At 58.1% G+C, this 25,056-nt stretch carries 27 protein-coding genes and 3 pseudogenes; 21 read left to right on the forward strand and 9 right to left on the reverse strand.

What is annotated here, in order from left to right:
* The first annotated feature begins 28 nt into the window (after positions 1-28).
* Genes BV82_RS13420 through BV82_RS13435 form a run of 4 tightly spaced genes read left to right on the forward strand, consistent with a single transcriptional unit; the run spans position 29 to position 5,264 of the window.
* Entirely contained in the window at positions 29-3,385 is a 3,357-nt protein-coding gene (locus tag BV82_RS13420; RefSeq protein WP_036995737.1) for a phage tail tape measure protein, read from the forward strand.
* Positions 3,385-3,723: a phage tail protein gene (locus BV82_RS13425; RefSeq protein WP_036995736.1), complete on the forward strand. Its 339-nt coding sequence runs from the start codon at positions 3,385-3,387 to the stop codon at positions 3,721-3,723. Before BV82_RS13420 ends, BV82_RS13425 begins: the two co-directional genes overlap by 1 nt.
* A 9-nt stretch (positions 3,724-3,732) precedes the next feature.
* Positions 3,733-4,482 (forward strand): phage minor tail protein L, encoded by a 750-nt coding sequence (locus BV82_RS13430; protein WP_036995735.1) that lies wholly within the window; start codon positions 3,733-3,735, stop codon positions 4,480-4,482.
* Between the two features lie 2 nt (positions 4,483-4,484).
* Positions 4,485-5,264 carry a C40 family peptidase gene (locus BV82_RS13435; protein WP_036995733.1) on the forward strand — a complete coding sequence of 260 codons (780 nt, stop codon included), beginning with the start codon at positions 4,485-4,487 and terminating at the stop codon, positions 5,262-5,264.
* 131 nt (positions 5,265-5,395) lie between these two features.
* Here the strand turns inward: BV82_RS13435 and BV82_RS13440 are convergent, their stop codons facing one another.
* Together BV82_RS13440 and BV82_RS13445 are read right to left on the reverse strand one after the other, a co-directional pair.
* Positions 5,396-5,638, reverse strand: a complete 243-nt coding sequence (locus tag BV82_RS13440) for a hypothetical protein (RefSeq protein ID WP_036995731.1) — start codon at positions 5,636-5,638, stop codon at positions 5,396-5,398.
* Positions 5,639-5,707: 69 nt separating this feature from the next.
* Positions 5,708-5,968 carry a hypothetical protein gene (locus tag BV82_RS13445; protein ID WP_036995729.1) on the reverse strand — a complete coding sequence of 87 codons (261 nt, stop codon included), beginning with the start codon at positions 5,966-5,968 and terminating at the stop codon, positions 5,708-5,710.
* Here BV82_RS13445 and BV82_RS13450 point away from each other — a divergent pair.
* The gene (locus BV82_RS13450) at positions 5,967-6,704 is read left to right on the forward strand and encodes a DUF6338 family protein (RefSeq protein ID WP_244993516.1); all 738 of its coding nucleotides are present in this window, start codon (positions 5,967-5,969) and stop codon (positions 6,702-6,704) included. The two genes, BV82_RS13445 and BV82_RS13450, sit on opposite strands and share 2 nt — an antisense overlap.
* Positions 6,705-7,011: 307 nt before the next feature.
* Here the strand turns inward: BV82_RS13450 and BV82_RS13455 are convergent, their stop codons facing one another.
* Positions 7,012-7,299 (reverse strand): hypothetical protein, encoded by a 288-nt coding sequence (locus BV82_RS13455; protein ID WP_036995726.1) that lies wholly within the window; start codon positions 7,297-7,299, stop codon positions 7,012-7,014.
* 203 nt (positions 7,300-7,502) lie between these two features.
* Between BV82_RS13455 and BV82_RS13460 the strand changes: the two genes are divergently transcribed.
* Genes BV82_RS13460 through BV82_RS13495 form a run of 8 tightly spaced genes read left to right on the forward strand, consistent with a single transcriptional unit; the run spans position 7,503 to position 15,517 of the window.
* Positions 7,503-7,925 (forward strand): hypothetical protein, encoded by a 423-nt coding sequence (locus BV82_RS13460; protein ID WP_036995725.1) that lies wholly within the window; start codon positions 7,503-7,505, stop codon positions 7,923-7,925.
* Between the two features lie 41 nt (positions 7,926-7,966).
* Entirely contained in the window at positions 7,967-8,569 is a 603-nt protein-coding gene (locus BV82_RS13465) for a tail assembly protein (protein WP_036995724.1), read from the forward strand.
* A 56-nt stretch (positions 8,570-8,625) separates the two neighbouring features.
* Complete coding sequence (locus tag BV82_RS13470) at positions 8,626-12,378, forward strand: TipJ family phage tail tip protein (protein WP_036995723.1); 3,753 nt, start codon at positions 8,626-8,628, stop codon at positions 12,376-12,378.
* Between the two features lie 11 nt (positions 12,379-12,389).
* Positions 12,390-12,701 (forward strand): hypothetical protein, encoded by a 312-nt coding sequence (locus tag BV82_RS13475; protein ID WP_036995721.1) that lies wholly within the window; start codon positions 12,390-12,392, stop codon positions 12,699-12,701.
* Positions 12,701-13,381: a hypothetical protein gene (locus tag BV82_RS13480; protein WP_036995720.1), complete on the forward strand. Its 681-nt coding sequence runs from the start codon at positions 12,701-12,703 to the stop codon at positions 13,379-13,381. Before BV82_RS13475 ends, BV82_RS13480 begins: the two co-directional genes overlap by 1 nt.
* Positions 13,382-13,417: 36 nt before the next feature.
* Complete coding sequence (locus BV82_RS13485) at positions 13,418-14,332, forward strand: phage tail fiber protein (protein ID WP_051636770.1); 915 nt, start codon at positions 13,418-13,420, stop codon at positions 14,330-14,332.
* Between the two features lie 58 nt (positions 14,333-14,390).
* Positions 14,391-15,014, forward strand: a complete 624-nt coding sequence (locus tag BV82_RS13490; RefSeq protein ID WP_036995719.1) for a glycoside hydrolase family 19 protein — start codon at positions 14,391-14,393, stop codon at positions 15,012-15,014.
* Positions 15,015-15,040: 26 nt separating this feature from the next.
* On the forward strand, positions 15,041-15,517 hold the full coding sequence (locus BV82_RS13495) for a DUF2514 family protein (RefSeq protein WP_103143296.1): 477 nt from the start codon (positions 15,041-15,043) through the stop codon (positions 15,515-15,517).
* 17 nt (positions 15,518-15,534) lie between these two features.
* On the opposite strand, the gene BV82_RS13500 is transcribed toward BV82_RS13495, so the two are convergent.
* Both BV82_RS13500 and BV82_RS26410 read right to left on the reverse strand, forming a co-directional pair.
* Positions 15,535-15,852, reverse strand: coding sequence for a DUF2388 domain-containing protein (locus BV82_RS13500; protein ID WP_338051123.1), 318 nt, complete (start codon positions 15,850-15,852; stop codon positions 15,535-15,537).
* Between the two features lie 149 nt (positions 15,853-16,001).
* Positions 16,002-16,154: pseudogene (locus BV82_RS26410) on the reverse strand (DUF159 family protein); the annotation flags it as partial.
* Here BV82_RS26410 and BV82_RS13505 point away from each other — a divergent pair.
* Positions 16,147-16,413 (forward strand): annotated as a pseudogene (locus tag BV82_RS13505) (lysis system spanin subunit); the annotation flags it as partial. The pseudogenes BV82_RS26410 and BV82_RS13505 sit on opposite strands and share 8 nt — an antisense overlap.
* Positions 16,414-16,474: 61 nt before the next feature.
* Here the strand turns inward: BV82_RS13505 and BV82_RS13510 are convergent.
* On the reverse strand, positions 16,475-17,929 hold the full coding sequence (locus BV82_RS13510; RefSeq protein WP_036995715.1) for a TrkH family potassium uptake protein: 1,455 nt from the start codon (positions 17,927-17,929) through the stop codon (positions 16,475-16,477).
* Positions 17,930-18,230: 301 nt separating this feature from the next.
* On the opposite strand from BV82_RS13510, the gene BV82_RS13515 reads away from it, so the two are divergent.
* From BV82_RS13515 to BV82_RS13535, 5 genes and pseudogenes are all read left to right on the forward strand, one after another.
* Positions 18,231-18,440, forward strand: coding sequence for a hypothetical protein (locus tag BV82_RS13515; RefSeq protein WP_036995713.1), 210 nt, complete (start codon positions 18,231-18,233; stop codon positions 18,438-18,440).
* Between the two features lie 277 nt (positions 18,441-18,717).
* Positions 18,718-19,854 (forward strand): sensor histidine kinase, encoded by a 1,137-nt coding sequence (locus BV82_RS13520; RefSeq protein WP_036995712.1) that lies wholly within the window; start codon positions 18,718-18,720, stop codon positions 19,852-19,854.
* A 248-nt stretch (positions 19,855-20,102) separates the two neighbouring features.
* Positions 20,103-20,312: a hypothetical protein gene (locus tag BV82_RS13525; protein WP_036995711.1), complete on the forward strand. Its 210-nt coding sequence runs from the start codon at positions 20,103-20,105 to the stop codon at positions 20,310-20,312.
* Positions 20,313-20,316: 4 nt separating this feature from the next.
* A pseudogene (locus BV82_RS13530) lies at positions 20,317-20,466 on the forward strand (lysis protein); the annotation flags it as partial.
* A gap of 113 nt (positions 20,467-20,579) precedes the next feature.
* Positions 20,580-21,191 (forward strand): alpha/beta fold hydrolase, encoded by a 612-nt coding sequence (locus BV82_RS13535; RefSeq protein WP_036995710.1) that lies wholly within the window; start codon positions 20,580-20,582, stop codon positions 21,189-21,191.
* A 674-nt stretch (positions 21,192-21,865) separates the two neighbouring features.
* Here BV82_RS13535 and BV82_RS13540 read toward each other — a convergent pair.
* Together BV82_RS13540 and BV82_RS13545 are read right to left on the reverse strand one after the other, a co-directional pair.
* Positions 21,866-22,081, reverse strand: coding sequence for a hypothetical protein (locus BV82_RS13540; RefSeq protein ID WP_145997599.1), 216 nt, complete (start codon positions 22,079-22,081; stop codon positions 21,866-21,868).
* A gap of 205 nt (positions 22,082-22,286) precedes the next feature.
* Positions 22,287-22,895, reverse strand: coding sequence for a short chain dehydrogenase (locus BV82_RS13545; RefSeq protein ID WP_036995708.1), 609 nt, complete (start codon positions 22,893-22,895; stop codon positions 22,287-22,289).
* Positions 22,896-22,987: 92 nt separating this feature from the next.
* On the opposite strand from BV82_RS13545, the gene BV82_RS13550 reads away from it, so the two are divergent.
* Together BV82_RS13550 and BV82_RS13555 are read left to right on the forward strand one after the other, a co-directional pair.
* A complete protein-coding gene (locus BV82_RS13550) occupies positions 22,988-23,878 on the forward strand; it encodes a LysR family transcriptional regulator (protein ID WP_198421657.1) in 891 nt (296 codons plus the stop codon).
* A gap of 153 nt (positions 23,879-24,031) precedes the next feature.
* The gene (locus tag BV82_RS13555) at positions 24,032-24,241 is read left to right on the forward strand and encodes a hypothetical protein (protein ID WP_036995706.1); all 210 of its coding nucleotides are present in this window, start codon (positions 24,032-24,034) and stop codon (positions 24,239-24,241) included.
* A 58-nt stretch (positions 24,242-24,299) separates the two neighbouring features.
* Here the strand turns inward: BV82_RS13555 and BV82_RS13560 are convergent, their stop codons facing one another.
* Positions 24,300-24,638 (reverse strand): hypothetical protein, encoded by a 339-nt coding sequence (locus tag BV82_RS13560; protein ID WP_036995705.1) that lies wholly within the window; start codon positions 24,636-24,638, stop codon positions 24,300-24,302.
* Positions 24,639-25,056: the final 418 nt, after the last annotated feature.

Here is a 25,056-nt window from a genome sequence, read left to right on the forward strand (position 1 = left end):
GCTTTTTGTTACCTGCCTGGAGCAGATCATGACAACGATTGCCTCCCTTGGCCTGCGGATCGACTCCGGCGATGCTGTCGAGGCTGCAAACGACCTCGACAAGCTGGCAGACGCAGGCAAGCGTAGCGAGGAATCGGCGGGCAAGACCGGGCGCGCCTGGGAATCAGCGCTGAGCGGGATGCACGGTGATACCCGGCAGATTGTTCAGGAGCTGCAAGCTCTCAACGCCAAGCAGGCTGAGCTAGCACAGCAGATGATCACGGTCGGCCGTGCCGTGACTACCGCCGCGGCGGGCATGACTGCATTCAAAGCCGGGGCTGAGCAGGCCGGGCAAGCCCAGGCCGCGCTGACGACTGCTACTGACGCAGGCACCCAGGCAAGCCGCCGTGCTGCTGAAACTGCTGATGAGCAGCAGGCTCGGCTGGCGACCATGGCCAGGGCATCGCTGGAGGCGAGTGAGTACGTTCAATCGCTGAACCGTGCAACCGCTCAAACCGCCGAAGTTACCAGTCAGGCGAATGCCGTCCTTTCGGACAACGCCAGCCGGCAGGCCGCCATCAATACCCGCGCTCAAGCTTTGCTGGCAACAGAAGAGCGCCTGGCCGGATCCGCCAAGACCGCAGCCGCCGCCCAGCGCGATCAGGGCCAGGCTCTCGACGACCTGCTCGGTAAAATCGACCCTACGGTCGCAGCCATGAGCCGTCTGGATCAGATGGAGCAGAAGCTGCAGGGCTTCAAAGCCAGCGGCGCTCTCGATCCTGAAACCTTCGCCGAGTACAAGAAGAAGGTTGACCAGGCAAGGGCGGCCCTGGGTAATGCAGATGCCGCACTGAGCAGCACTGGCATGACCGCGAAGGCTACCGCTGCGGCGTTGCGCGGCGTTCCCGCTCAGTTCACTGATATCTTCACGTCGATCGTCGCTGGCCAGCCGATCATGATGGTTGCCCTACAGCAGGGCGGTCAGCTCAAGGATATGTTTGGCGGGCTTGGCCCAGCAGCGCGTGCCTTGGGCGGCTACATCCTGGGCCTGATCAATCCATTTACCGTCTCGGCTGCTGCCGCAGTGACGCTGGGGTACGCCTTCTACAAAGGCTCTGAAGAGGCAGACGCCTACGGCAATGCGCTGATCCTGACGGCTAATTCCGCCGGGCTGACTTCAGATCAGCTGGGCAGCATGGCCAAGCAGGTGAGTGCGACTGTTGGCACGACCGGGGCAGCCGCTTCGGTTCTGGCGAGCCTGGCCGGCAGCGGCAAGATCGCCGGCGACAGCTTCATGGATGTGGCGCAAGCAGCCGTATCGATGGAGGAGGCCGCAGGCCGGGCGGTTTCCGAGACCATTGCCGAGTTCGTCAAGCTGGCGGACGACCCAGTGAAAGCCTCGGTCGCGCTGAACACGCAGTACAACTACTTGACGAGCTCGGTCTACTCGCAGATTGCCGCTCTTGAGCAGCAAGGGAGGCACGCGGACGCCGTCAAGCTCGCCACCGAAGCCTTCGCAGACGCCATCAACGAGCGCACCCCGAAGATCATCGAGAATCTGAGCTGGTGGGAACGCGGTTACAACGCGGTCGCCAAGGCTGCCGATCAGTTGAAAAACATTGGTCGAGAGAGCATCGACGACGATATTCGCCAGGCCGAGCTCAACTTGGCCGGTGCCGAGCGCGGCGACGTGGGTGCCTTCCAGAATCAAAAGGAAATGGTCACCTTCTATACCGACCAGCTCCAGTTCTTGAAGGACAAGAAAGCAGCCCAGGAGGAAATCGCTGCATTCGACCGCCAGGAGGCGGACGCCAACGAGAAGACCATCAAGGCCATGGCCAAGGTCGACGCCTTGGAGAAGTCCGCCTGGACAAACTCCAAGAAACGTAGCGAGGCGCTCAAGGAGTACGAGCGGTCGCTGGATATCATCAGGAAGAAGGATCCATCCGACGCGCGACTCAATCCTGAGGCTGTCGCAAGGGTCCGCAGTAACATCGCCGAGCAGTACAAGGATCCAGCAGGGCGCACCGGTGCCGTGGACCTCTCTGGCTTCAATACACAGAAGAACGCTCTCAACTCCATCCTGGCTGAGTACAAAAACAACCAGAAGGAGCTGGATGCAGCCCAGAAGGCCGGCATCATCTCCCAGGAGTCGTACGCAGCCCAACGCGCGGCCATCGTCGAGCAGCAAAAGGACGAGGTGACCAACGCCTATCAGGCGGAGATCGCGGCGCTCGAAGCTGCCAAGGGCAAGGCCGGCACCTCGGCCGCCCAGCAGATCCAGCTGGACCAGAAGATCGCCGATGCTCGGGCCAACATGGTCAAGGCGCAGAAGGACGCTGATTCGGAGCTGGCGGTGCTGGCCACGAACGAGGAGGGTCGGCTGCGCAAGCAGGCCCAGGCGGTGCAAACCTACACCAGCGCGCTAGACCAGCAGGTGAAGGCTCTGCGCTTGCAAGGGCAGCGATCTGCCGAAGGCCTCGGCTTGGGCGACCGGCAACGCGGCCTGCAGGACCAGCAGAACGGTATCGCCGACCGGATCAACCAGCAGAAGCTGGACCTGGCCAACCAGTACGGTGATGGCTCCCGCGGCATGAGCCTCGACGAGTACAACCAGAAGCTGGCGGCGCTCGATAAAACTCAGCGCGACCTGCAGGAAACTGCGATCGCCAACTACAACGACATGACCGCTGCCCAGGGCAGTTGGAGCGCCGGCGCGTCGTCGGCCTTCCAGAACTACCTGGAGTCGGCCCGAGATGTCGCCGGGCAGACCAAGAGCCTGTTCACCAATGCCTTCAGCTCGATGGAAGACGCCGTCGCGAACTTCGCCATATCCGGCAAGTTCTCGTTTGCTGACTTCACCAAGTCGATCCTGGCGGACATGGCGCGGATTGCCACCCGGCAGGCTGCCTCAGGGTTGCTGTCGAGCATTGCCGGCAGCGCGCTGGGCGCTTGGTTCAGCGGCGGCAGTGCGCCGACCTCGGCGGGTTCCACCCAGGCCGGCTACAGCCCGGAGATCATGGATAACTTCGTCTCTGGTCAACGTGCCGCCGGCGGCCCGGTAGCGGCGAACTCGCTCTACCAGGTGAACGAGCTGGGCCCAGAGCTGCTGAATCAGGGAGGGAAGACCTACCTGATGATGGGCGCTGAGGGCGGCACGATCACACCACTGGGAGCCGGGCCGGTATCCGCCGCAGCAGCAGGAGCGGGTGGCGGGTCGTCAATCCAGATCAACGCACCGGTGAGCGTCGTTGTTCCAGACCGCAGCAGCGAAGGCATGGAGCTGGATCAAGAACTGCTGCAGCAGAACATGCAGAAGCAGATGAAGACCGCTGCAGAGCGCGCTGTGGCCGAGTCCTGGCGTCCTGGCGGCATCAGCTATCGAAATGCAAACGGGAGGCGCTGATGGCTATCGAGACTTTCAGCTGGGCGACTGAGCGGGGTGAGAAGCCCGAGATCAAATACCGGGTAAGGGAGTCGCGATTCGGCGGAGGGTACAAGCAAACCGTCGGCGATGGACCAAACAACAAGGAAGACTCCTACCCGGTGACGATCACCGCGCGCAAGCAGAAAGCTTTGAAAGTAATGGAGTTCTTTGATCGCCACGCCGGTGCAAAGGCATTCCTTTGGACCACGCCTATGGGGCAGTTGGGCTTATTCACTTGCAATGACCCCGCTCCCGTCCCCATAGGCGGCGGGCTCTTCAAGATCACAGCCACATTCGAGCGGTCATTCCACCCGTAGGGAATCACTATGTCACTTATCAGCGATATCCAGACGCTTGCGCCTGGCAGTGAAGTACTGCTGTTCGAATTGGACGGCTCGGACTTCGGTGCTGACATCCTCCGCTTTCATGGGCATGCGATCCCACACTCTCCTGAAGAGTTGATGGCTGCTGGCGTCGATGCTGACCAGCTGTCAGCTAAGCCAATCTGGTGGCAGGGCAACGAGTATGGCGCCTGGCCGATGCAGATCGAAGGCATCGAAGCCAACTCGGATGGCACGGCGGTACGGCCTGTGCTGTCGGTTGGTAACGTCAACGGTCGCATTACCGCGCTTTGCCTGGCCTTCGAAAACCTCGTTGAGTTCAAGCTCACCATCCGGCAAACACTGGGCCGGTACTTGGACGCCGAGAATTTTTCCGGTGGCAACTCCGAGGCTGACCCTACTGAGGAGGCAATCGAGGTCTGGTACATCGACCAGAAGATCAGCGAGAACGGCACCATGGTGGCGTGGGAGCTGGCCAGTCCGGGGGATGTCGGCGGCGAGACGATCGGGCGCCAGATGACAACGTTGTGCCATGAGGCAATGACCGGCGGCTATCGTGGGCCTGTCTGTGGCTACACCGGCCCCTACTTCGATGAAGAGGGCAACCCAACCGACGATCCGGCTAAGGATGTGTGCAGTGGGTGCCTTGGAACTGGCTGCGAAGCGCGCTGGGGCGCCGAGAACGAGCTTCCGTTCGTGGGATTCCCCGGCGTTTCTCTCATTGCACGGAGCTGACCATGCGCAAACACATCCTAGCCGCCGTGCAAGCGCACGCCGCGGCTGAGTACCCGCGCGAGTGTTGCGGACTGATCCTGGCCGTAGGCCGTAAGCAGGTCTATGTGCCCTGCAACAACACCGCGAGCGACCCGGGCGAAGAGTTCCGGATCGCGCCTGAGGAATACGCGGCAGTTGAAGACCAGGGTCAGGTGATCGGCATCGTACACTCACATCCGGACGCCACCAGCAGGCCGTCGCCGCGCGACCTGGCCATGTGCGAGGCTACGGCTCTGCCCTGGCACATCCTGTCCTGGCCTGAAGGCGACCTGCGCACCATCACCCCAAGCGGCAGCACGCCGCTGCTGGGCCGGCCATTCGTGCATGGCGCCTGGGACTGCTGGCAGGCCTGCGCGGACTGGTATCAGCGGGAGTGGGGGTTGGAGTTCCCGGCCTACGCCCGGGAGGACGGTTGGTGGGAGCAGGCCGCCGGGCCCAGCTTGTACGAGCAGGCCTATGAGGCGGCGGGCTTTTACCAGGTCGACCGGCCACAGCGCGGCGACATGATCATCATAGAGGTGGGGCGAACGGTGCACCCGAACCATGCCGGGATTTACCTGGGTACTGACCCGCAACTGCCGGACGAGCAGGGCCAAGTGTTCGGCCAGGGCCCATTCCTGCTGCACCACTTGTACGGCAGGCCATCAGAAATCATCGTGTTCGGCGGGCCTTGGCTTGCCCGGACACGCCTTGTGTTGCGTCATCGGGACGCGAGTTCAGTTAGTAACTGGAGAATTATATGAGTCGTAGACAAACAGAAGTATCGGAAGATATTGGACCTGGTCGTGCCTCGTCGCCGCGCCTCGACGACGGTCGTGAAGAGCTCATCGACGAGGGCGAAAAGACGCTGATTCACGCGCTATCCAACTGCGTGCTACTTCACACTGTTGATCGCCTTGATCACGCCGCTGAAAGTGGATCTGTATAGCTCCAGCTTTGACGGCGGCACACCTGCAGGTTTTTCATCGGCCATAGCGGCCTTCAGCTCCTCATCAATGAAATGCTTGTGCGGGCTGTCAACATAGACAGCGGCTGCAAGGATTTTGACCACATGCGCCAATCCAAGGATTGCTGCGTCATGGCGCTCGTACGGGGAGAACTTGGGATCTTCGCTCACATTGACCTCCTAGGTCATCAATACCCCAGTCCATGGGCTTTCCGGCAACGGACTGGGACAGTTTATTGTTTAGCGGCCAGAGCCTTTTGTCTGAGTCATAACGATCAGTTCCCAGTAGATTTTTTCGTCTTGGCAGGGATGCTGAGTTTTATTTTGCGGAGGGAATTGGTCGCCTTTGTTTGAGGTGATTTCATCGCCGCACGTTGTGCAGCGATAGATCCCAGATGCAGGGACTTTACTGCCAATTCCGTAAACTTTCTGCCAGTGATCCTCGCTAGGCTTGTCTGTCAGGCTAAGGTATTTCTTGGTGTCTATAGCAACTTGCGCCATGTCGAAACTCTCCGGTGTAGGAGGCACAACGCTACTATTTGTGGATCCAATCCCGCCACTGGCTTTCCATCCACACTGGATACCCGGCCAGGATCCGGTTACTCTGGATCCATTTTCGGGCTTGGTGGTTTGTATGGGAGAGATTGCAGGGGAGCTGATGCCCATTCTGCAGGCGCTGCTGCCCGGTTTCGTGATGATGATTGTCTTCTACTGGCTCGCGGACGCGAAGAAGCCAACTCAGTTCGAGCATGTCATTCAGGCTCTTATTTGTACCGGCCTGATCAAGCTCCTTGTGGATGGCATATCAGTATTAGCGATTTGGATTGGAAGCTGGTTTGCGGTTGGGTTGTGGACCGACAACGTTGCAACTGCCTGGTCTTTGGTTTTTGCGGTCGGATTCGGTCTCGCGTTGGCGTATCTCTCGCAGCATGACGTTTTGTACAAGTTAGCGAGGAAAGTCGGTCTCACATCGCGAGCCTCAGTTGGTGAGTGGCGATATGCATTTTTGCGTTTTCCCGACCGTGGGGTGGTGTTGAATTTCAAAGACGGTCGCCGGCTGATGGGGTATCCCTTGGCGTGGCCAGCGGAGCCAGAAGGTGGGCACTTCGTAATGGAGTTCCCGACCTGGATCACTGAGGACGGCGCAGTGCCACAGGATGGTGTGACCTATCTCATGGTCGCCAACAGTGATGTCCAATGGGTGGAATTTCTTGAACCACAGGAGAGTGCGAAATGAATGATCAGAACACCAGGCATCTCATCATAGAGCGTAAGCACGTTAACGATGGAATGAACGTTAATCCTGAGCGGACGAGAAGCGTGCTGCCACCGCAGCCGCCCAAAGCACCTCCACCAGCGCCGGCGCCCAAGAAGGACTGATTTGGCTCAAGCCCAGCCCCGCGCTGGGCTTTTTGCATATGGCGATACCAACTGTGGTGATGATCCCCATGGTGGAATCTGTCTGTCGAATGCCTGCCCGCTTCGCCGCCGAGCCAGCCACATCAAATACCATGAAAAAGCCCGGCGCCAGGCCGGGCTTGGGGTCAGTCGTAAGCGGACTCTAGGGTGTCCATATCTCCGTAAACCCATACCAGATGTGCTTCGGCATCGTGGTCGCCGGCGAAGTCTAACCCAAGGGCGGCGGCAGAGTGGTAACGGATGTTATCGGCCTTCTCCTTGGCAAAATCATTGAGACTCTCGTCATCTATGAGGTTGTCAGCGAGACCGCGTATGCCGGCGAACAGTGCGGCGCGCTCGAAGATGGTTTCGGCATTTTTTATTTCGTCGACGAGCTTTCGGAGCGCCTCGATGCGGGCTTTGATGTGGTTCATCGATCGCTCCAGTAGATAAAGGTGACCTGTTCCTTGGCTTCCTTTGCTTTGTCTCCATCGAGAATCTTGTGACTTCGCAGTATTCGCATTGTTCTTCCTTGGTTGCTATCCGCAGTGAGGCTTATGAAAAGCCCGGTGCTTGGCCGGCTTGGGCACATTCTATGGATAGTGTTAGATTCCTGCCATCAACAAGGAGGGATCACATGCGAATTCTGATTGGGGCGGTGGCGGTGGCGCTGTTGGCGGGGTGTGCGTCATCTGCGATCTCCGTCCGCGAGGCAACGCCGGTCCCGCGAGATGAACTTTACGCGTTTCAGGTAAAGCCTCGAGGGGATAGCGGCACCGTTGTCGTTCTTCGGGACTCAGGGGCGGTAGGCTCTGGTTGCGATGTGGTTGTGTTCATTGATGGCAAAAGAGCCGCCAAGCTGGGTACGGGCCAGCGAGCCAGTTTCCACCTACCACCGGGCCAGCCCAGCATTGGTATAGGGTTGGCGAACTCCGGGCTTTGCGGCGGCATGGCGGTGCGCACGATCGTCGGAAACGTGCAAAACGGAAAAGAGAGTATTTACAGAATTAGCGGAGACATGGGCGGCATCTACATAGGCCCTTACGTCAATTACAACTGATCAAGCCGCCTCCGGGCGGCTTTTTTGCGCCTGGAGAAAGCATGGCCGCTACAGCAGCACATTATGAGCCGTTCACTACAATCAAACTCTCGGGAACCCTCGCGAGAAAATTTGGCCGGATACATCGACGACTACTTGATACCGGCAAGTCATGGGAGGTGTTCAAGGCTCTCAAGGCTACGCTTCCAGGTTTTGAAGAAGAGATTCAGCGCCTTGACCGACTTGGGATGAGTTTCGCGGTCTTCAGGAACCGCCGGAATGTTGGGGTTGGCGACTTCGAGCGAGGAGGTACTCGTGAGCTCAGGATCGTCCCAGTGGTTGCTGGTAGCAAGCGTGGCGGGATCCTGCAGACCATCGTTGGAGCGATAATGATCGTTGCCGGGGTGTTCCTCTCAGCCACTCCATTTGGCGCTCCCTTGGTTGGCGCAGGTATTGGCATGGTTGCTGGCGGGGTAATCCAGATGCTCAGCCCCCAGGCCAAAGGCCTTTCACAAAGCGGCGCTCCAGAAAACCTGCCGTCCTACGCCTTCGGCAGCGCCCGAAACACCACGGCCAGCGGCAACCCGGTTCCGATCTGCATCGGTGAGCGCCGATGGGGCGGCGCAATCATCTCGGCATCCATCTACGCCGAAGACAAAGCATAGCGTGAACGAGTAGAGCAGGCCGCCTTCGGGCGGCTTTTTATTGCCTGGAGGAAAGCATGGGCGCAGCACAACAACTGGATATCTGCGGCGCCAAGGGCGGCGGCAGCAAGCCGAAGCAGCCGACCGAAGCGCCGGACAGTCTGCAGTCGACGAACTTGGCGAAGATCCTGATTGCCGTAGGTGAGGGGGAGTTTGAAGGCACGCCCACTGCCCAGGACATCTACCTCGACAACACGCCTATTCAGGACTCCAGCGGCAACATCAACTTCCCGAGCGTGAAGTGGGACTGGCGGCCTGGCAGCATCGAGCAGACCTACATCCCAGGTATCCCGGCGATTGAGAACGAGACCACCGTCAATGTCGAGCTGCGCAGCGATAACCCGTGGTCCCGGGCGCTGAGCAATATCCAACTGTCAGCCGTGCGTCTGCGCTTCAGTTGGCCGCGCCTGGCCAGTCAGGACGAAGGCGGCAACACCAACGGCTACCGCATCGAGTATGCAATTGATGTGGCCACCGACGGCGGATCCTACCAGCAGGTGCAGCTGGGAGCCGTGGACGGTAAGACCACCAACGGTTACCAGCGCTCCGTGCGGGTGGACCTGCCGAAAGCCACCAGCGGCTGGATGATCCGCGTTCGCCGGATCACCCCGAACCAGAACTCGGGCACCATCGCTGACACGATGACCGTCGCGGGCTACACCGAAATCATCGACCGCAAACTGCGCTACCCGAACACCGCGTTGCTCTACATCGAGTTCGACGCCCAGCAGTTCCAGAACATCCCGGCCGTCACGGTGAAGTGCAAGGCCCGGAAGTGGCCGGTGCCGGCGAACTACGACCCATTGACCCGGACCTACACCGGGGTTTGGGACGGCAGCTTCAAGCAGGCTTGGACCAACAACCCGGCGTTCGTCACCTATGGTCTGTGCGTGGAAGATCGCTTCGGCCTGGGCAAGCGTATCAAGCCGTGGATGGTCGACAAGTGGGAGATGTACCGCATCGCCCAGTACTGTGACCAGTTGGTGCCCGACGGCATTGGTGGACAGGAACCACGTTTCCTGTGCGACATGAACCTGCAGGGGCGGGCGGAAGCCTGGACGCTACTGCGCGATCTGTCGGCAATCTACCGGGGGATGGTCTACTGGGCCCAGGGTTCACTGTTCATGCAGGCCGACATGCCGCGCGCGCAGGACATCGACTACGTGTTCACCCGTTTCAACGTGATCGATGGCGAGTTCACCTACGGTGGCGCCGAGAAGAACACCCACTACAGTCGGGCGCTGGTCAGCTACGACAACCCGTCCAACAACTATGACACCGACGTAATCCCGGTCACCGACCTGGCCTTGCAGCGCCGGTACCGTGACCGGCCGATCGAGATCTCTGCAATCGGCTGCACTCGGGCATCGGAAGCTCAGCGCCGCGGTAAGTGGATCCTTCTGAGCAACAGCCAAGACCGTACCGTGACCTTCAGGACTGGGATGGAGGGGCGGATCCCACTGCCAGGTTACGTGATTCCTGTGGCTGACGAATTGATCGCAGGGCGCCCGAACGGCGGCCGGATCGCCGCTGCAGCGGGCAGAGTCGTCACGCTCGACCGCGATACGCAGATCAAGGCTGGCGACCGTCTGATCATTAACCTGCCCAACGGCCGCGCCCAGGGCCGCACAGTCGAATCGGTCAGTGATCGTGCTGTCACTGTAACCACGGCCTACAGCGTTGCGCCGGAGCCGGAGCTACAGTGGGCAATCGACGCTGACGACCTGGCCATCCAGCTGTTCCGCGTACTCAGGACAGCGCGCGCCACTGAGGGCGACTACGAGATCACTGCGCTCGAGTTCAACCCGAGCAAGTTCGCCCACATCGACACCGGCGCCCGCCTGGAGGAGCGGCCAATCAGCGTTATTCCGATCACGGTCGTTCCGCCGCCGGCGAGCGTGACCCTGACCTCGAACTACGCCGTGGACCAGGGTATCGCGGTCAGCACCATGACCATCGCCTGGCCGGCCGTGAACGGCGCCGTGGCCTATGACGTGGAGTGGCGCAAGGACAACGGCAACTGGATCAAGCTGCAGCGCACGGGCTCGACCTCGGTCGACGTGACCGGCATCTATGCCGGCGCCTACCTGGCCCGTGTGCGGGCGGTGAGTGCCTTCGATATCTCGTCGATCTGGAAGAGCTCCAGCCTCACGCAGCTGACCGGTAAGGCTGGTTTGCCGCCGGCGGTGACGTTCCTCAACGCCACCAGCGAACTGTTCGCCATAGGCCTGAAGTGGGACTTTCCTCCGGGCGCCGAGGACACCCAGCGCACGGAGATCTGGTACGGCCCAGCCAATAGCCTGGAGGACGCTACCAAACTGACCGACCTGGCCTACCCGCAGAGCGACTATAAGTTGCAGGGCCTGGCTGCCGGTGTGTCGTTCTTCTTCTGGGCGCGACTGGTCGATCGGACAGGCAACATCGGCCCGTGGTATCCGGTGGTGAATGGCGTAATGGGTCAGTCCAGTTCGGACGCTGGCCCCATCCTTGAGCTGATCGCCGGCAAGATCAGTGAGACAGAACTGGGGCAGCACCTCAATGAGCGAATCGATCTCATCGACGGCAACGGTCCTGGCTCCGTGAATGAGCGCCTTGGGGAGCTGCAGGGCGAGATCGACGACATTGTTGATGCTCTCGAGTACGACCCTTCCAAGCCCTACACGCAAGGGGAGAACGTGCGGCAGGGGCAGCGCCTGTACGTGGCGACCCAAGATGTACCGGCGGCGGCCGGCGGCGGCAATGCGCCTCCTAACCCGTTGTACTGGCTCGATATCGGCCAGGTCGCCAGGACGGAGAATGGCACTGCTGCCCGGGTTCAGATTGTCGAAACCAAGGTAACGGAGCAGGACGGGAAAATAACCGCGAACGCTCAGCAGATTCAGGGGGTTAAGTCGGAGCTGGACAACAAGGCCAGCGTTTCGGCGTTGAACACCCTGAGCGGAACGGTTAGCCAGCAAGGAAGCACGATCACCGCGCAGGGGCATGCCATATCCGGGATCGACACACGCCTGCAGACCGCTGAAGGAAAGGTCGCAGCGCAGGCGGGGGCAATCAGCCAGCTTGATACCAAGCTGACTGGTGTCGATGACAAGGTGAACGCTCAGGCCACCAAGCTTGATGGTGTTTATGTTCAGGTCAATCCGGCCTTGGCCGGGGACACAGCTGGCTTTGCTGGGTCAGACGAGGTTTACATCGGTGTCTGGTCCGAGCAGTCAGCCAGGATCGAGGACGGCGTAGCCACGGCCAAGCGAATCGACACGGTTCAGGTGACCGTCAATAGCAACACGGCTGCGGTGCAACAGACCAGCCAGGCACTTGCCACGCTGGACGGCAAGGCCAGCACGATGTGGGCTGTGAAAATGGAGGTTAACGCCCAGGGGCAATACGTCGCTGCAGGCGTGGGCCTGGGGATTGAGAACGGGCCAGCCGGACTGCAAAGCCAGTTTCTGGTCAGCGCTGATCGGTTTGCCGTCGTCAACACCATCGCTGGCGGCGCGATTACTGTGCCGTTCGCTGTGGAGGGCGGGCAGGTGTTTATCAACTCCCTCTTGGTGAAAGATGGATCGATTGTTAATGCCAAGATCGGCTCTTTCATCCAGTCCGACAACTACATCCCCGGTGTTCAAGGATGGCGCATCGACAAGGCCGGAAACTTTGAGCTCAACAGCCCGCTCGGCGGAGGAGCCCGCCAGACCATCAACAACAACGGCGGCAAGGTGTTCGATGAGAACGGCGTCAAACGATATCAATGGGGGAACTTGGCCGCATGAGCAATTATGGAATGAGGATTTGGGGCGCCGATGGCGCCCTTCAGATCGATGAAAACTCGTTCACGATCCGAGTCGCGCTTTCGACGCTGGTGACCTTTGAAGCCGGTGCCGCTAAGGGTAGCCAGGATTTTGCGGTTCCTGGCGTGGGCCCCGGAAACGGCACTGCGATAGTGATACCGATAGGCCCCTATAGCGCCTCGCAAACGCAATTCGAAACAGAAATGCTGGATGGCGTTGCTCGGGTCTATAACCACACCCGCACTTATGCTTCCAGTTTTAGGTCTTCCGGGACGATGCGCTTGATCGTGATGAGGTGGAGCTGATGGCATATGGAGTTCAATTCACCAACAACAGTAACGTGGTGACGCTCGACTCTGAATTCGCCAGGCTGGTGGTCATTTCTTCAGGCCGGTTTGCTCCAACAGAAGAATCAGGTATGGGGTCCACGACGTACTTTGCCAGGCCGGTCACCTCTCAGGAGCCGCCACTGGTGTTTGTGCGTCCAGACACGGTAAATGGCGTGGCGGGGCTCTGCCAAATGCGCTTGATTGGGTCGGCCGGCAACTGGACGGGATTCTACGTGCGCGCCTATAGCGTGAATACGGCGCAGCCGAATGGGCGCTATTTTGTTGCCTCCTTTGCGGCCCAACCGGTGGCGCAGTACGGAATGCGTCTGTGGGACGGGAGCGGTGAGCTTTTGTTCGACTCCGGGACACCAAACGCGACATTCACTCGGGCTTTCCAGAACTGGACCTACGTCAAGTATGACCTCGATCCGCAAGGGCTGATCCGAATCTACTACACAGTGCCATTCAACTTCCCACAGAACGAATTCCTGCTGCTGAACAACTTCGGCATGAACATGACCGCCGGTAGCAGCATCCCTCGGAACCTCTACTGCTGGTGGGACTTCCCGAACAACACGCTGTACGCAATCACCATAGCGGCCTCAAACCCCGTCGCGTTTTTCCTTCCGGCGGTGTTCGCCAAGATGAGTGCGTGAAGGCGAGACCTCATTCAACCAATTCAGGAATTTTGCATGGCCAAGCAGACGATAAATCTCGGCGCCGCTCCTACCGGTGTCGGTGGAGACACCCCGCGGAGCGCGTTCACCAAGGCGCAAAGCAACTTTGACGAGCTTTACACCGCAATTGCCGGGCTTGGTACCGCGTCGAAAGCGAACCTCGTCAGCTCGAAAACCGATGGAACGGTTGGTCGCGTGGTTACTGCCGGCTACGCAGGGATCGGTAGCTACGGATCAGCCAATGCTGCCCCGATCATCCAAAACATGGATGGTCTCACTTGCGGGGGGCTGTTCTACTATGCGCTTCCCACCAACCCCAGCCCTATCGGTTCTTTCGGGACGGCCTTGGTCACCTCCCATGCCGATGGCAGCTTCGGCTCCTTGGCGATGAGCATCAACGCGAGCCGACTGGCGTACCGGGCCTACAACGCATCTTCTGGCTTCACGACCTGGGCGGAGCTCTGGACCTCGGCCAACACCACCGTGGATGCATCGGGTTTCATCAAGCGGGCATCGCCGATCGCGCGCATCGCTGATGTGGCGGGTTCTTCCCGGGCTGATCTGCTGGACAGCTTCAACGCCTCGGGCGAGTGGGGCGCCTACAACGAGGAGGCCAACGGAATCGAGGTCACGCGCCTGGACACTGGCCGCTACCAGGTCACCGGCTCACTCGGCCTTGCCGCTTCCGGCTGGCAAGTGGGTAGCCCAACTGACCGCAACGGCGGCCGGCAGCTCGGCATTGCCACTGGCACCACCAACGAAGACGGCAGCGTCGTTGTGGAGCTGCGCAAGATCAAGTACGCCCTGAACGATGACGGCGAGCTGGAGCAGGTGGCCGGCGCCCTGATGGATGTCCCGGCAGAAAGCTGGATCGACGTTCGCCTGGATATGCCAGCCGCGCCGCCGGCAGAGGCCCAGACCGAAGCCTGAAGCCCGAGCAGTATCAGCACCCGCCATCGAGCGGGTTTATTTTTGCCTGGAGAAACACATGCCCCCTTTGACCGAGCAGCAGTTGCTGCAGATCCTCCCGAACGCCCGCCCAGTCGCGGGCATTTTTTTGCCTGCGCTGAACCGGGCCATGGCCCGCTACAAGATCGATAGCCCGGTGCGCGTGGCTGCGTTCCTGGCCCAGGTCGGCCATGAGTCGGGTCAGCTGCGCAACCTGGTGGAGAACCTGAACTACAGCGTTGAGGCGCTGGTGCGCACCTGGCCCAGCCGGTTCACTCCGGAGTCGGCGGCCGCCTGCGCTCGACAGCCGGAGAAGATCGCCAACACCGTATACAGCGGGCGCATGGGAAACACTCGCCCAGGTGACGGCTGGCGGTTCCGTGGGCGCGGCCTGATCCAGCTCACTGGTCGGGCGAACTACGCTGCCGCGGGCGCCGGCCTGGCCCTGCCGCTGGAAGAGAAGCCTGAACTGCTCGAGCAGCCCGAGCACGCTGCAATGTCCGCCGCCTGGTGGTGGTCGACCCACGGCCTGAACGAGCTGGCCGACGCCGGCCGCTTCCAGGATATCGGCAGCGTGATCAACACCGGCAAGCCTGGCCGAGTGCCCCATGGCGCCGCTGAGCGGAAAGCGCTGTATGACCGTGCACTGAAGGTGCTGGCGTGATCAGCGCGCGCACGATCGGCGCGGCCATGTCGCTGGCGCTGGTGGTCTGGGCGTTCTGGGGTGCCTATGAGCACGGCCGCTCGACCATGGATGCCGAGTGGCAGGCGCGCTGGGCTGTCCGTGACGGCGGCGACAAACAGGCCTGGGCCCTGGCCGAGGAAGCCGAGCGTGAAAAAGAGCAGACCCGGCAGAACTCAATCAACAAGGCAGTGCAAGATGGCCAACGGAAAATCGATCAAGTTGCAGCTGATGCTGTTAACGCTCGCGCTACTGCTGGGAGCCTGCAGCGTACAGTCGACGACCTTGCCGGCCGTCTCGCAGCCCAAGGCCGCAGCAATTCCTGCACTGCCGCCGCAAGCCAGGCAGCAACCCGCACCGCCCTGGTGTTTGCCGACTTGTTCAAGCGCGTTGAGCAGCGAGCGGGAGACCTGGCGGCAGATGCTGATCAAAGCCGGAGCAGGGGAGTGACGTGTGAGCAGGCCTATGATGGACTCGGGGGATGATACTAGGAAGGCAGCCTTTAGAGCGAAGTTGCGATTGCCAGGGCCAGCTGTTCATCGCTCATGTGCGGCTGGCCATAGGCCGAGTGGTAGTACCGAACTGCTTGCTCAAATTGAGCGCCGCGAATCTCGCCATCTGAGCCGATGAACGCAAGCGCGTCAGCCTTTGCCGATTTCATATTCGCAGGGCCATAGACCGTTAGTGCAGTGGTTCCGCTAACAACAAGGAGGGGAACAATCGTCGTGATGAACATCGCTTTTTCGATTGGATCATTATTCTCGTGCGCCACAACTGTAGTGCTGGCCAATGCCAGTAAGATCACACCCAGTGTTTTCATTGAATCCATTCCTGACTACTTCCTACCATCTGGTTGAAGGGCGCAACCATAGCAGGGAAAAGGGAGGGCTGACACAAGAAGCCCGGGCTTGGAGGGGAGGCTTGTCAGTGATCAGCCGTTGTTTGCCGCATCACCACCAGTGGGCTTGGTCATGGCCCTATCAGTTCCGCTCCGCGATTCATGACGTTGCCGAGGGCGGTGTTTACCTTAAACCACTCGAAGGCCTCGGCCGGCTCTCCCTGGTTGAGTACCATCTGCTCAACCTGCTCGCTCGGCATTCCCGTCGCCATCCACTCCAATGCTCAAGCAACCCAGGCTAGCCTTCGCGATCACCTCGCTACTTCTGATCTCCGGCTGTCAGTCCTGCTCGCCGCCCCAGCCCAGGGTAGTGGCTGTGGGGTGCCAGCCACCACCGGCGCCGGCGGCGTGGTTCATGGAGCCCCGCGAGGCGAACTTGACCCAGCGGCTGCTCAACGAATTGTCGCCATCACCGATGCCGGCGACCAAGGATTGATTGCCCTGCGGGCGTGCCAGGCCCACGTCCGAGAGATCGAGCGGTGAGCTGGAAAAAGGCAGCCCAGACGGTTGCTATCGATCCATAGCTGCCCTTTGCAGTGGACAGCTAATACCTCCAGAATACCGGGGTTACCATCACTAGCACCGTCAGGATTTCAAGTCGTCCCAGGAGCATACCAATGGTCAACAGCCACTTTGCTGCATCAGGTAATGATGAGAAGTTACCGGCAGGCCCGATGATTGTGCCCACGCCTGGCCCAACGTTGCAAACAGCAGTGGCGGCACCACTCAGAGCAGTCGTCCAGTCCAGCCCAATTAGAGCCAGTCCTAACGCAATCAGGGCAATGGTGATTGTGAAGAAAAACGAGAAAGTCAAAAGCGAGCGCACGATCTCCTCGTCAATGGGATGTCCATTGTATTTTTTCTGAATGACCGCGCGTGGATGAATCAGTTGCTTCAAATTACTAACAAGCAGGGCAGCAGCCACTTGAAAGCGGAAGATTTTAAGACCGCCTGCCGTCGAGCCTGAGCACCCACCGACAAAGGTTAGGTAGAAGAACAACAGAACGGCAAAACTGCCCCATAGTGTGTAGTCACCAACCGCAATTCCGGTGGTCGTGACGACGGAAGTCACGTTGACCGCCACGATCCGAACGGCGTCCCACCAGTCATACTCGCTGTGAAAGCATAACCACGTACCCACAGCCAGCGAAGTGACAGTCAAGAACCCGAGAAACCCTCGTACTTGGTGATCCATCAGTAACGCACGCCGATTGCCGCGCAATGTCGCGACGTATAAGGTGAATGGCAGGCTACCCAAGATCATGACGACCACCGCAACCCAATGAATCGCGGGCTGCGTCCAATGCCCGAGTGAGGAGTCCGACGTTGAGAATCCACCCGTAGAAATCAATGACATTGCGTGGTTGATCGCTTCAAACGGTGTCATTCCAACGAGCCAAAGTGCTAGCGCTCCAGCACCCGTGAGCCCCAGATAGAGCACAAGGATGTATTTGGCTGCCACATGGGATCGCGGCGTTACTTTCTCCGACCAGTCTGAAGACTCTGTCTGGAAGAGGCGCATGCCACCAACTCGCAACAACGGAAGGATGGCTACAGCCATGCCGATGAAGCCTATGCCTCCCAACCAGTGCAGCATGGAGCGCCAGATCAGCAAGCCGGGAGATGCGGTATCCAAGCCAGTGAGGACAGTCGAGCCTGTCGTTGTGATCCCTGACATCGTTTCAAAAAACGCGTCGGTGTAACTGATGTGGTGGATGAACACCATCGGGAGGGCCGCGAAGGTGCAAACCACAACCCAGCTCGCCGTTGTCAAGAAATACATATCCCTTGGGCGCAGCTGTGATGCGTCTGGGCGCCTGCGCCCAATAAGCGCTAGCCCACAGATCAACGTAATTAGGCTAGACCACAGAAAAGCGCCGAGCTCATCGACTCGCTCATACACTACCAACGTAACCATGGGAATAACCATGCTTACTGCCAGGGTGATCAGGAAAACTCCTAAGATGAAGCCGACAAGCCGCATTGCTGCGAGAGACATACGGTTAGCCTACGAAATTAACGCCGTGCAATATCCTATGCTCAACTTCGGTCTTCCGTAAATTTTGTGTAAAAAGCAGGTATAAGTGCCCACTTCGCAGGAGCATGAGTCAGACCTTCAGCCCGGGAGTTGCACGGCCGCCTAGGGCCCGCCAAAGACTGTCATACAACTCGTCCTCTAATTATGTCCGCTTCTGGCCGGAAGCAGACATTGGTAATCGTCGCTGATCTGGCCGCCCAGCAGCAAAGCCTGAATCGCCATTGGCCTATGCTACTTGATCAAATTACTGGAGCGGCAGCGCGTGAAGAAGACCCTGGCGGGAGTTATCGAGGCTGGCGAGCCGCTGATTCAGCAGGCGATCGATGCGCAGCGCCGCTATCACGAAGCCCAGGACGCCGGCCAGCCCGCGAAGGAAGTCGAACGCCTGCGTCTGGAGGCTGAGTCGCTGTACCAGGCTGTCACCGAGTACCAACTGCGGTCACTCGGCGGGCCTGCGCGCTCACTGCACTGAACTCGACTCACCTCCGGCCATCTGGCGCCGGCGGCATTGAGCAGGGAAAGCCTCTTCAGGCATCGGGCTGCGCCATATTTTGTCGTCCCCTACGACCAAAACAGTGGCCGACATAGCTAGCATCTAGGGGCCGTTCTAAGATTTGGGAGCTAGTTCTGAGGCGCCTTTCACATGTCTGACGAACGGTTGCGTGCACGCGCTGTGCTGCCTTTCCACATGCGGTAGGGCTGATATGCTCATATCATGATTCTAAAAAAGATGCTTAATGAGGTCGGCCATGCGACTGTCAGATTTCATCTTCGTCAACATGAAGCATATTCTGCAAGCGTGGGAAGACTTCGCGAGGTCTGTGGAAACCCCGATGCCAGATCTCGACGCCAAAGGTCTGAGAAACCATGCGCAACTGATCTTGAGAACTGTCGCGCTCGACATGCGAACCTGTCAAACCGAGCAGCAACAGATTGACAAGTCCCTTGGCCAAGGCCCTGTCAGCGAAGACGAGACACCGGCTCAAAGCCACACAGTCAATCGCTTGATGGCCGGTTTCACTCTAGATCAGATGGTCTCCGAGTATCGAGCCCTCAGGTCGAGCGTACTCAGATTATGGTTGGAGCAAGAATATACGGGGGACGGCTACCATGTTGCGGATATGGTTCGCTTCAATGAAGCGATTGATCAAGCGCTGGTCGAGTCGATCGCAGCCTATGGGGACGCTGTAGAAACGACCAGAAAAATGGTCTTGGGCGTGTTGGGCCATGATTTACGCACGCCGTTGAGTGCCGTGCTGATGGGCGCCGACCTGTTGCGCAAATCGAAACAACTGCCCGACCGCGAAAAAATGATTGCAGCCCAGATTGCTACCAGTGTTCGCGGTGCCAATCAGATGGTCAGCGATTTACTCGACTTGGCGCGCTGTAACCTCGGGACAGGACTCACGATCAAGGGAGAAGTCACTGAGTTGCACTCCATATGCCAAGACACCGTAAACGAAATCCGCGCTGGTCATCCTCAAGCGCAGATTGTATTCAACGACACTGGAAAAATCGTTGGGCGGTTTGATCCAGCACGGATGGCCCAGGTTTTCTCTAATCTGATCGGCAATGCGGTGCGACATGGCGATTTGCACCAGCCCATCCACGTCACTTTGAAAGGGAATGCAACCTCAGCTTTTTTCAATGTGCTAAATTTTGGCGAACCGATTCCTCCCGCCGCAATACCAATTCTCTTCAGCCCTGAAGGCCGTTATTCCAGATACTCGAACGATAATCGAGGAGAGACTGTTGGCTTGGGCTTGGGATTATTTATAGCCGCTGAGATAGTGGCGGGACACGGTGGAAAGATAGAGGTGGAGTCGACGCTGGAACAGGGTACGATTTTCCGCGTATCGTTACCTATTCTCAAGTCTTCCTGTTAGTAACGCGCCTGCCGACGCAGCGAACGATGAGACTACGGAGTTGCTGCGCATAAGTTGGCTCCCGTTTAACTACGCAGGGTGTATTCGCAGAACGCTTATGGAAGAATTTCGGAGTAATGCTTATCAGCAGCAATCACTGATGCCAGACGTAGCCGTTGGTGGTCGTCGCTGATCTGGTTGACCCGCAGCCAAGCCCCAATTCCCCTTGGTCAATGCTGCTCTGATCAAATAGCCGGAGCAGTAGCGTCGTGAAGCAGACCCTGGTGGGAGTTATCGAGGCTGGTGAGCCGCTGATTCAGCAGGCCATCGATGCGCAGCGTCGATACCACGCCGCCCAGGACGCCGGCCAGCCAGCAAAGGAGGTCGAACGCCTGCGGCAGGAGGCTGAGTCGCTGTACCAGGCTGTCACTAAGTATCAGCTGCGGTCGCTTGGCGGGCCTGCGCGCTCACTCCATTGAATAGTCCGACACCTGCGGCGTGGTTCATGGAGCCGCGCGAGGCGAACTTGACCCAGCGGCTGCTCAACGAATTGTCGCAGTCACCGATGCCGGCGACCAAGGATTGATTGCCTTGCGGGCGTGCCAGGCCTACGTCCGAGGCATCGAGCAGTGATCTGGAAAAAACCAAGCCGCTAGCGGCAGCAGATATCTCTCCTGCGCGCATATCATTTGCGCATGGCTGCGAATGCCCGTAAGTTGCTGCAACCCTGACTCAAGGACCGAGCCGTGACTACCTCTCCCCAAAAAATTCTTTTCCTCCCCGGCGCCTCCGGCAACAATCAATTTTGGAAACCGGTCGCCGAAGCCCTCGAAACGTCAATTGCTGTGCAACACATGGGCTGGCCCGGTTTTGGCGATTCGCCAGCAAATCCGCAGATAACCTGTCTGGAGCATCTCGCTACTCTTGCGATTGCAGAGATCGACAGGCCCGTGGCCTTGGTGGCGCAATCTATGGGCGGAGTTGTCGCGGTGCAGATTGCGCTTGAGCGCCCTGACTTGGTCACCCACCTGATCCTGGCCGTCACGTCGGGAGGTTTGAATGTTCCAGCGTTGGGTGCAGAGAACTGGCGCGCGGCGTTCGAGTCAGATAACCCAACCCTCCCACGCTGGTTCTTGGACGATCGCACCGAGCTTTCTGGCCGTCTACCTGAACTACAACTTCCAGTACTGCTGTTGTGGGGAGGCGCGGACCCAATAAGCCCAGTCTCGGTTGGCCAACGGCTGGCGAAACTGATACCCGATGCCAGGCTGGAGTTGTTCCCCGAGGCAGGTCATGATCTCGGCCATACTCATGCCGAGGCTGTCGCGCAGCTAATCGACAAGCATCTTGGCATTTGATGGTGTCGGATCAGGCTTGAATGCCCAGGTCACGTGATTCATTTTCCGTCTCACTCAGTGTCTGCTCCGGGTCGTTTGCTGCCTGTTGCGAAGGGCAGTAAACGGCCACATGCGGTCGGTCGCTTAGTCCACGCAACGGCCAGTCATCTTGCATCAGGTGATGAGACTTTTCTGGCGCGAACATAGAGCCGTTAGCATGCTGTTACTAAACCGACAGATACGTCCTGACCGCTTTATACAACGCATCCAGTGACCATGGCTTACTCATGAGCATTGACTGGGAGGGCCACAGCCCGTTTGGAGCCAATGTATTGCCAGACGTCACGATGACAGGCAAGCATGGCCAACGCGACCAAATCACATTCACGAACTCCAGCCCATCCATCTTGCCAGGTATGCAGATCAGTAATGACTAGCGCAATTGAAGTCGAGTCATCCAGCATGGCGAGAGCGTCATCTGCAGAGGCACAATCAATCACACATACACCCAGAAGCGAAATCGCCTCAACCGTTAGGGAGCGCAATATTTCATCAGCTTCTACGACCAGCACTGTTGGAGCCATAGGTGAAAAATCCCGAAAGCTTGCAACTTAGTGGTGCCCAAGATGGTAAGCGTTTCGGACAACCGACAAGATATTTGAAAATCTCAGATGAGTGCACCCCAAGAGCTGAGACTAGCTTGCGCTAGATCTTTTGCAATTGGCTTTATCATGGCTGACAGCCTCAGACTTCAACTCCTTCTTTTCAACTTCATATCCGTGAATAATTTTTTGTTCAGTTCTAAATTGTGCATGCCTCTTCATAGAGCGATCATGACCGTCTTCGGCATGTACCTGTGTGTAGCCAGCGACAAGCAAAAGCGTGACAATAAAGCCATTTAAAATCTTCATGATATAGATCTCGTCAGTTTAAGTGATGATTTTCTAGGCGCGCATGAAAACCGCGCAAACGGATAAAGGTTGAGTCTTTTAATTAGGGTCATAAATTAACTTAATATAGATGCATGTAGCTTGAGGGGCATCCGACCTGATTAACTTCCAAGTCGGCGCCATCTTAAATTTCAGTAACTTACTTTCAGTGCAGATGGACTCTTCTTCAAGCGTCGACGAATATAACCTTTCCGGTGATGAAGCCATCAACCGAACGCTCGAAGGCTTTGCCTACCAGCGCGCCAGGGACAGGCTGGAAGCCTGGCATCATTTCCCCATACACGTCCCACGCCTCTTCCAGAACTGTAGGGTTGACCACGTTGATGCGAACCTGGCGTGGAAGCTCGTGCGCTACGCACTGTACGAAGGTGTCGATGGCGCCGCTGGTGGTGGCGTCAGCAATTGCCACAGGAATAGGTTTGACATTGAGAATGCCCGAAATCAACGTAAACGAACCGCCATCGTTGATGTAGTTCAGGCCCACATTTACCAGATTGATCTGGCCGACCATCTTGCTTTGGATAGTTGTGTCCCACTGCTCATCTGTCATTTCGCTGAAGTTAGCGTATTCGCAGTAACCAACTGTATTAACGACAGCATCGAACGGCCCAACCTTTTCGAACAGCGCCTTGATCGACGCCTTGCTGGTGATATCTACCGTGTGGTCGCAGCCTGTGCCGGAGCGGCTGGCGGTGATGACGTTGTGTTTCTTGAGACCGGTCATAGCGGCTTGGCCCATGTGCCCTTGGGCACCAATCAAAATTACGGTTTTCATAGTAATGCCTCGTAAAATCTTAAGGAGGCGATACTCTAGGCGCCCAGTGATACAATGGAAATCACGACAAGCTTGTATGAGATACAACAAAAATGATTGAGAAGATCGATGTCCGGCACATGCGGGTTTTACTGCATCTCGTGCGCGAGAAAAACGTTTCTCGCGTTGCCGAGCGGCTTGAGATATCACAACAGGCGGTTAGCAACTACCTCAAGCGCATGCGTGAAGTGTTTCCCAATGAGCTGTTCCTGCGCCAGAGCGCAGGCCTACAGCCGACCGACTATGCGTACGACCTCGCAGCTAAATTCGAGAAAATAGTTGAAGAGATCGACGGCATCTTCAATTCATTCCCATTCGATCCGGCAACGAGTGAGTACGCATTCAGGGTGATCGCAAATGAATATGCGCAACTGTCTATCATCCCGTCGCTTTCGCTGCTCATGCGCGAACGCGCGCCCGGGGTGAAGCTTGAAGTCATTGACTTCAATCCCGATCAGCATGTCAAGACGCTGGCGCAAGGAGAGGCTGACCTAGTGATTGGTTTTTCTGACTACGTTGATCCGGGATTAGTGCGGAATAGACTGAGAAGCGACCACTACTGCTGCGTCGCTCGGCAAGGTTCGCTGTTGCCTCGGCAGATACAGGTGCTTGCAGATGTGTCCTTACATCCTCATGTGGATTTCGCTAGTGGAGTAGGCAATCTGGGGAGTCGAGTGGATGACTTCCTTAGTGCGCAGGAGGTCAGCCGCACAGTGATTGCCACTTTGCCCTGCTACACGTCTCTGCAAGCGTTTATGCACGTGAATGATACGGTGGCTTTCGTACCCTCGGCCATTGCTGCCACCGGTGGCTTCCAAGTGATTGACATAGATATGTCTTCCCTAAACTTCAATGTGGTTGTGGGATGGCATAGAAGAGCTTCGGGCAGTGCATCCAGAGATTGGCTTGTCCAGGTTATTGCAGAATTACACGCGCCGCGTTAGCTCAAAGTGAGAAACCCCTGATTTTGTGCATGCTCGATGACTGCTTTTGGCCGGAAGGTGACATTGGTGGTCGTCGCTGATCTGGTTGATCCGTAGCGAAGCCCGAATGGCCGTTGACCTATACTGCTCTGATCAAATAGCCGGAGCAGCAGCGTGAAGAAGACCCTGACGGGAGTTGTTGAGGCTGGCGAGCCGCTGATTCAACAGGCCATCGATGCGCTGCGCCGCTACCATGCAGCCCAGGATTCTGGTCAACCAGAGAAGGACGTCGAGCGCCTGCGGCTGGAGGCTGAATCGCTGTACCAGGCTGTCACCGAGTACCAGCTACGGTCTCTTGGAGGCGAGGGCGCGACACGTCACTGAATTTCTTAAACTCGCCTCAATGTAAGCGGGGGGAGTGAGGCTTTACAGGTGGAACGTCTTATAGCTCTGCGGCCTCTCCGACTGCCTCTGGAGCCGCTTTGGACAAGGCCGGAGGAGACAGCTTTAAGTTGGTGAGGGTCAGCGAGTATGCGCTGGTGTCGTCGTCACTACGCCGCAGAGTCATCGAGAAAGCATTGCCTGTCCAGCCCATCACTTCGCTCACGAACGAGTAACCGGTTTTTGTCTCGAGTCGGATCAGCTCTCGGCTTCTCGGCTCTCCGTACTTTGCCACCAGCAAATCGCTTAACTGGTTCAGACCTTCAGCACTGCCCAAGACGTTTAGCTTTTCCAGCCTTGAGCCGGCCAGTGTGACTTCGACGATGTAGTTCCCTTTCAAACCTGTATGGGGAGCCTAGAGAATTCGGAAAAAATCATACGCTAAGGTTTTCCGACCTGTCGTAACGGCCTGAATTTCCCGTCTTCCAGCTTGCGGCCCTGCCGCCAGACGTAACCGCCAGTCAGGTTGATGTGTTCCCAGCCTATATGTGTAATCGGGGGGTAAACCTGGGCGAGGGGGTGCCCTTTTTGATGGCCCACGGTAACTTTCGCGGCCCTAATCAATAATAGCAATGAGCCATTAGCACATCCGTCCTATATTGACGCTGCAGCAGGCCACACCCATCCTATTTGTCTGAACGGCCCTACGCGGCCGGGGACAATATCCCTCAAGGAACGAAATATCATGGCGATACCCTTCCCCTCCGCTAGGTGGCTGCTGATCCTGGAAATCCTATCCACACCGTGCCCAGATTGGG

This window comes from Pseudomonas donghuensis (assembly GCF_000696345.2).
Classification (GTDB): domain Bacteria; phylum Pseudomonadota; class Gammaproteobacteria; order Pseudomonadales; family Pseudomonadaceae; genus Aquipseudomonas; species Aquipseudomonas donghuensis.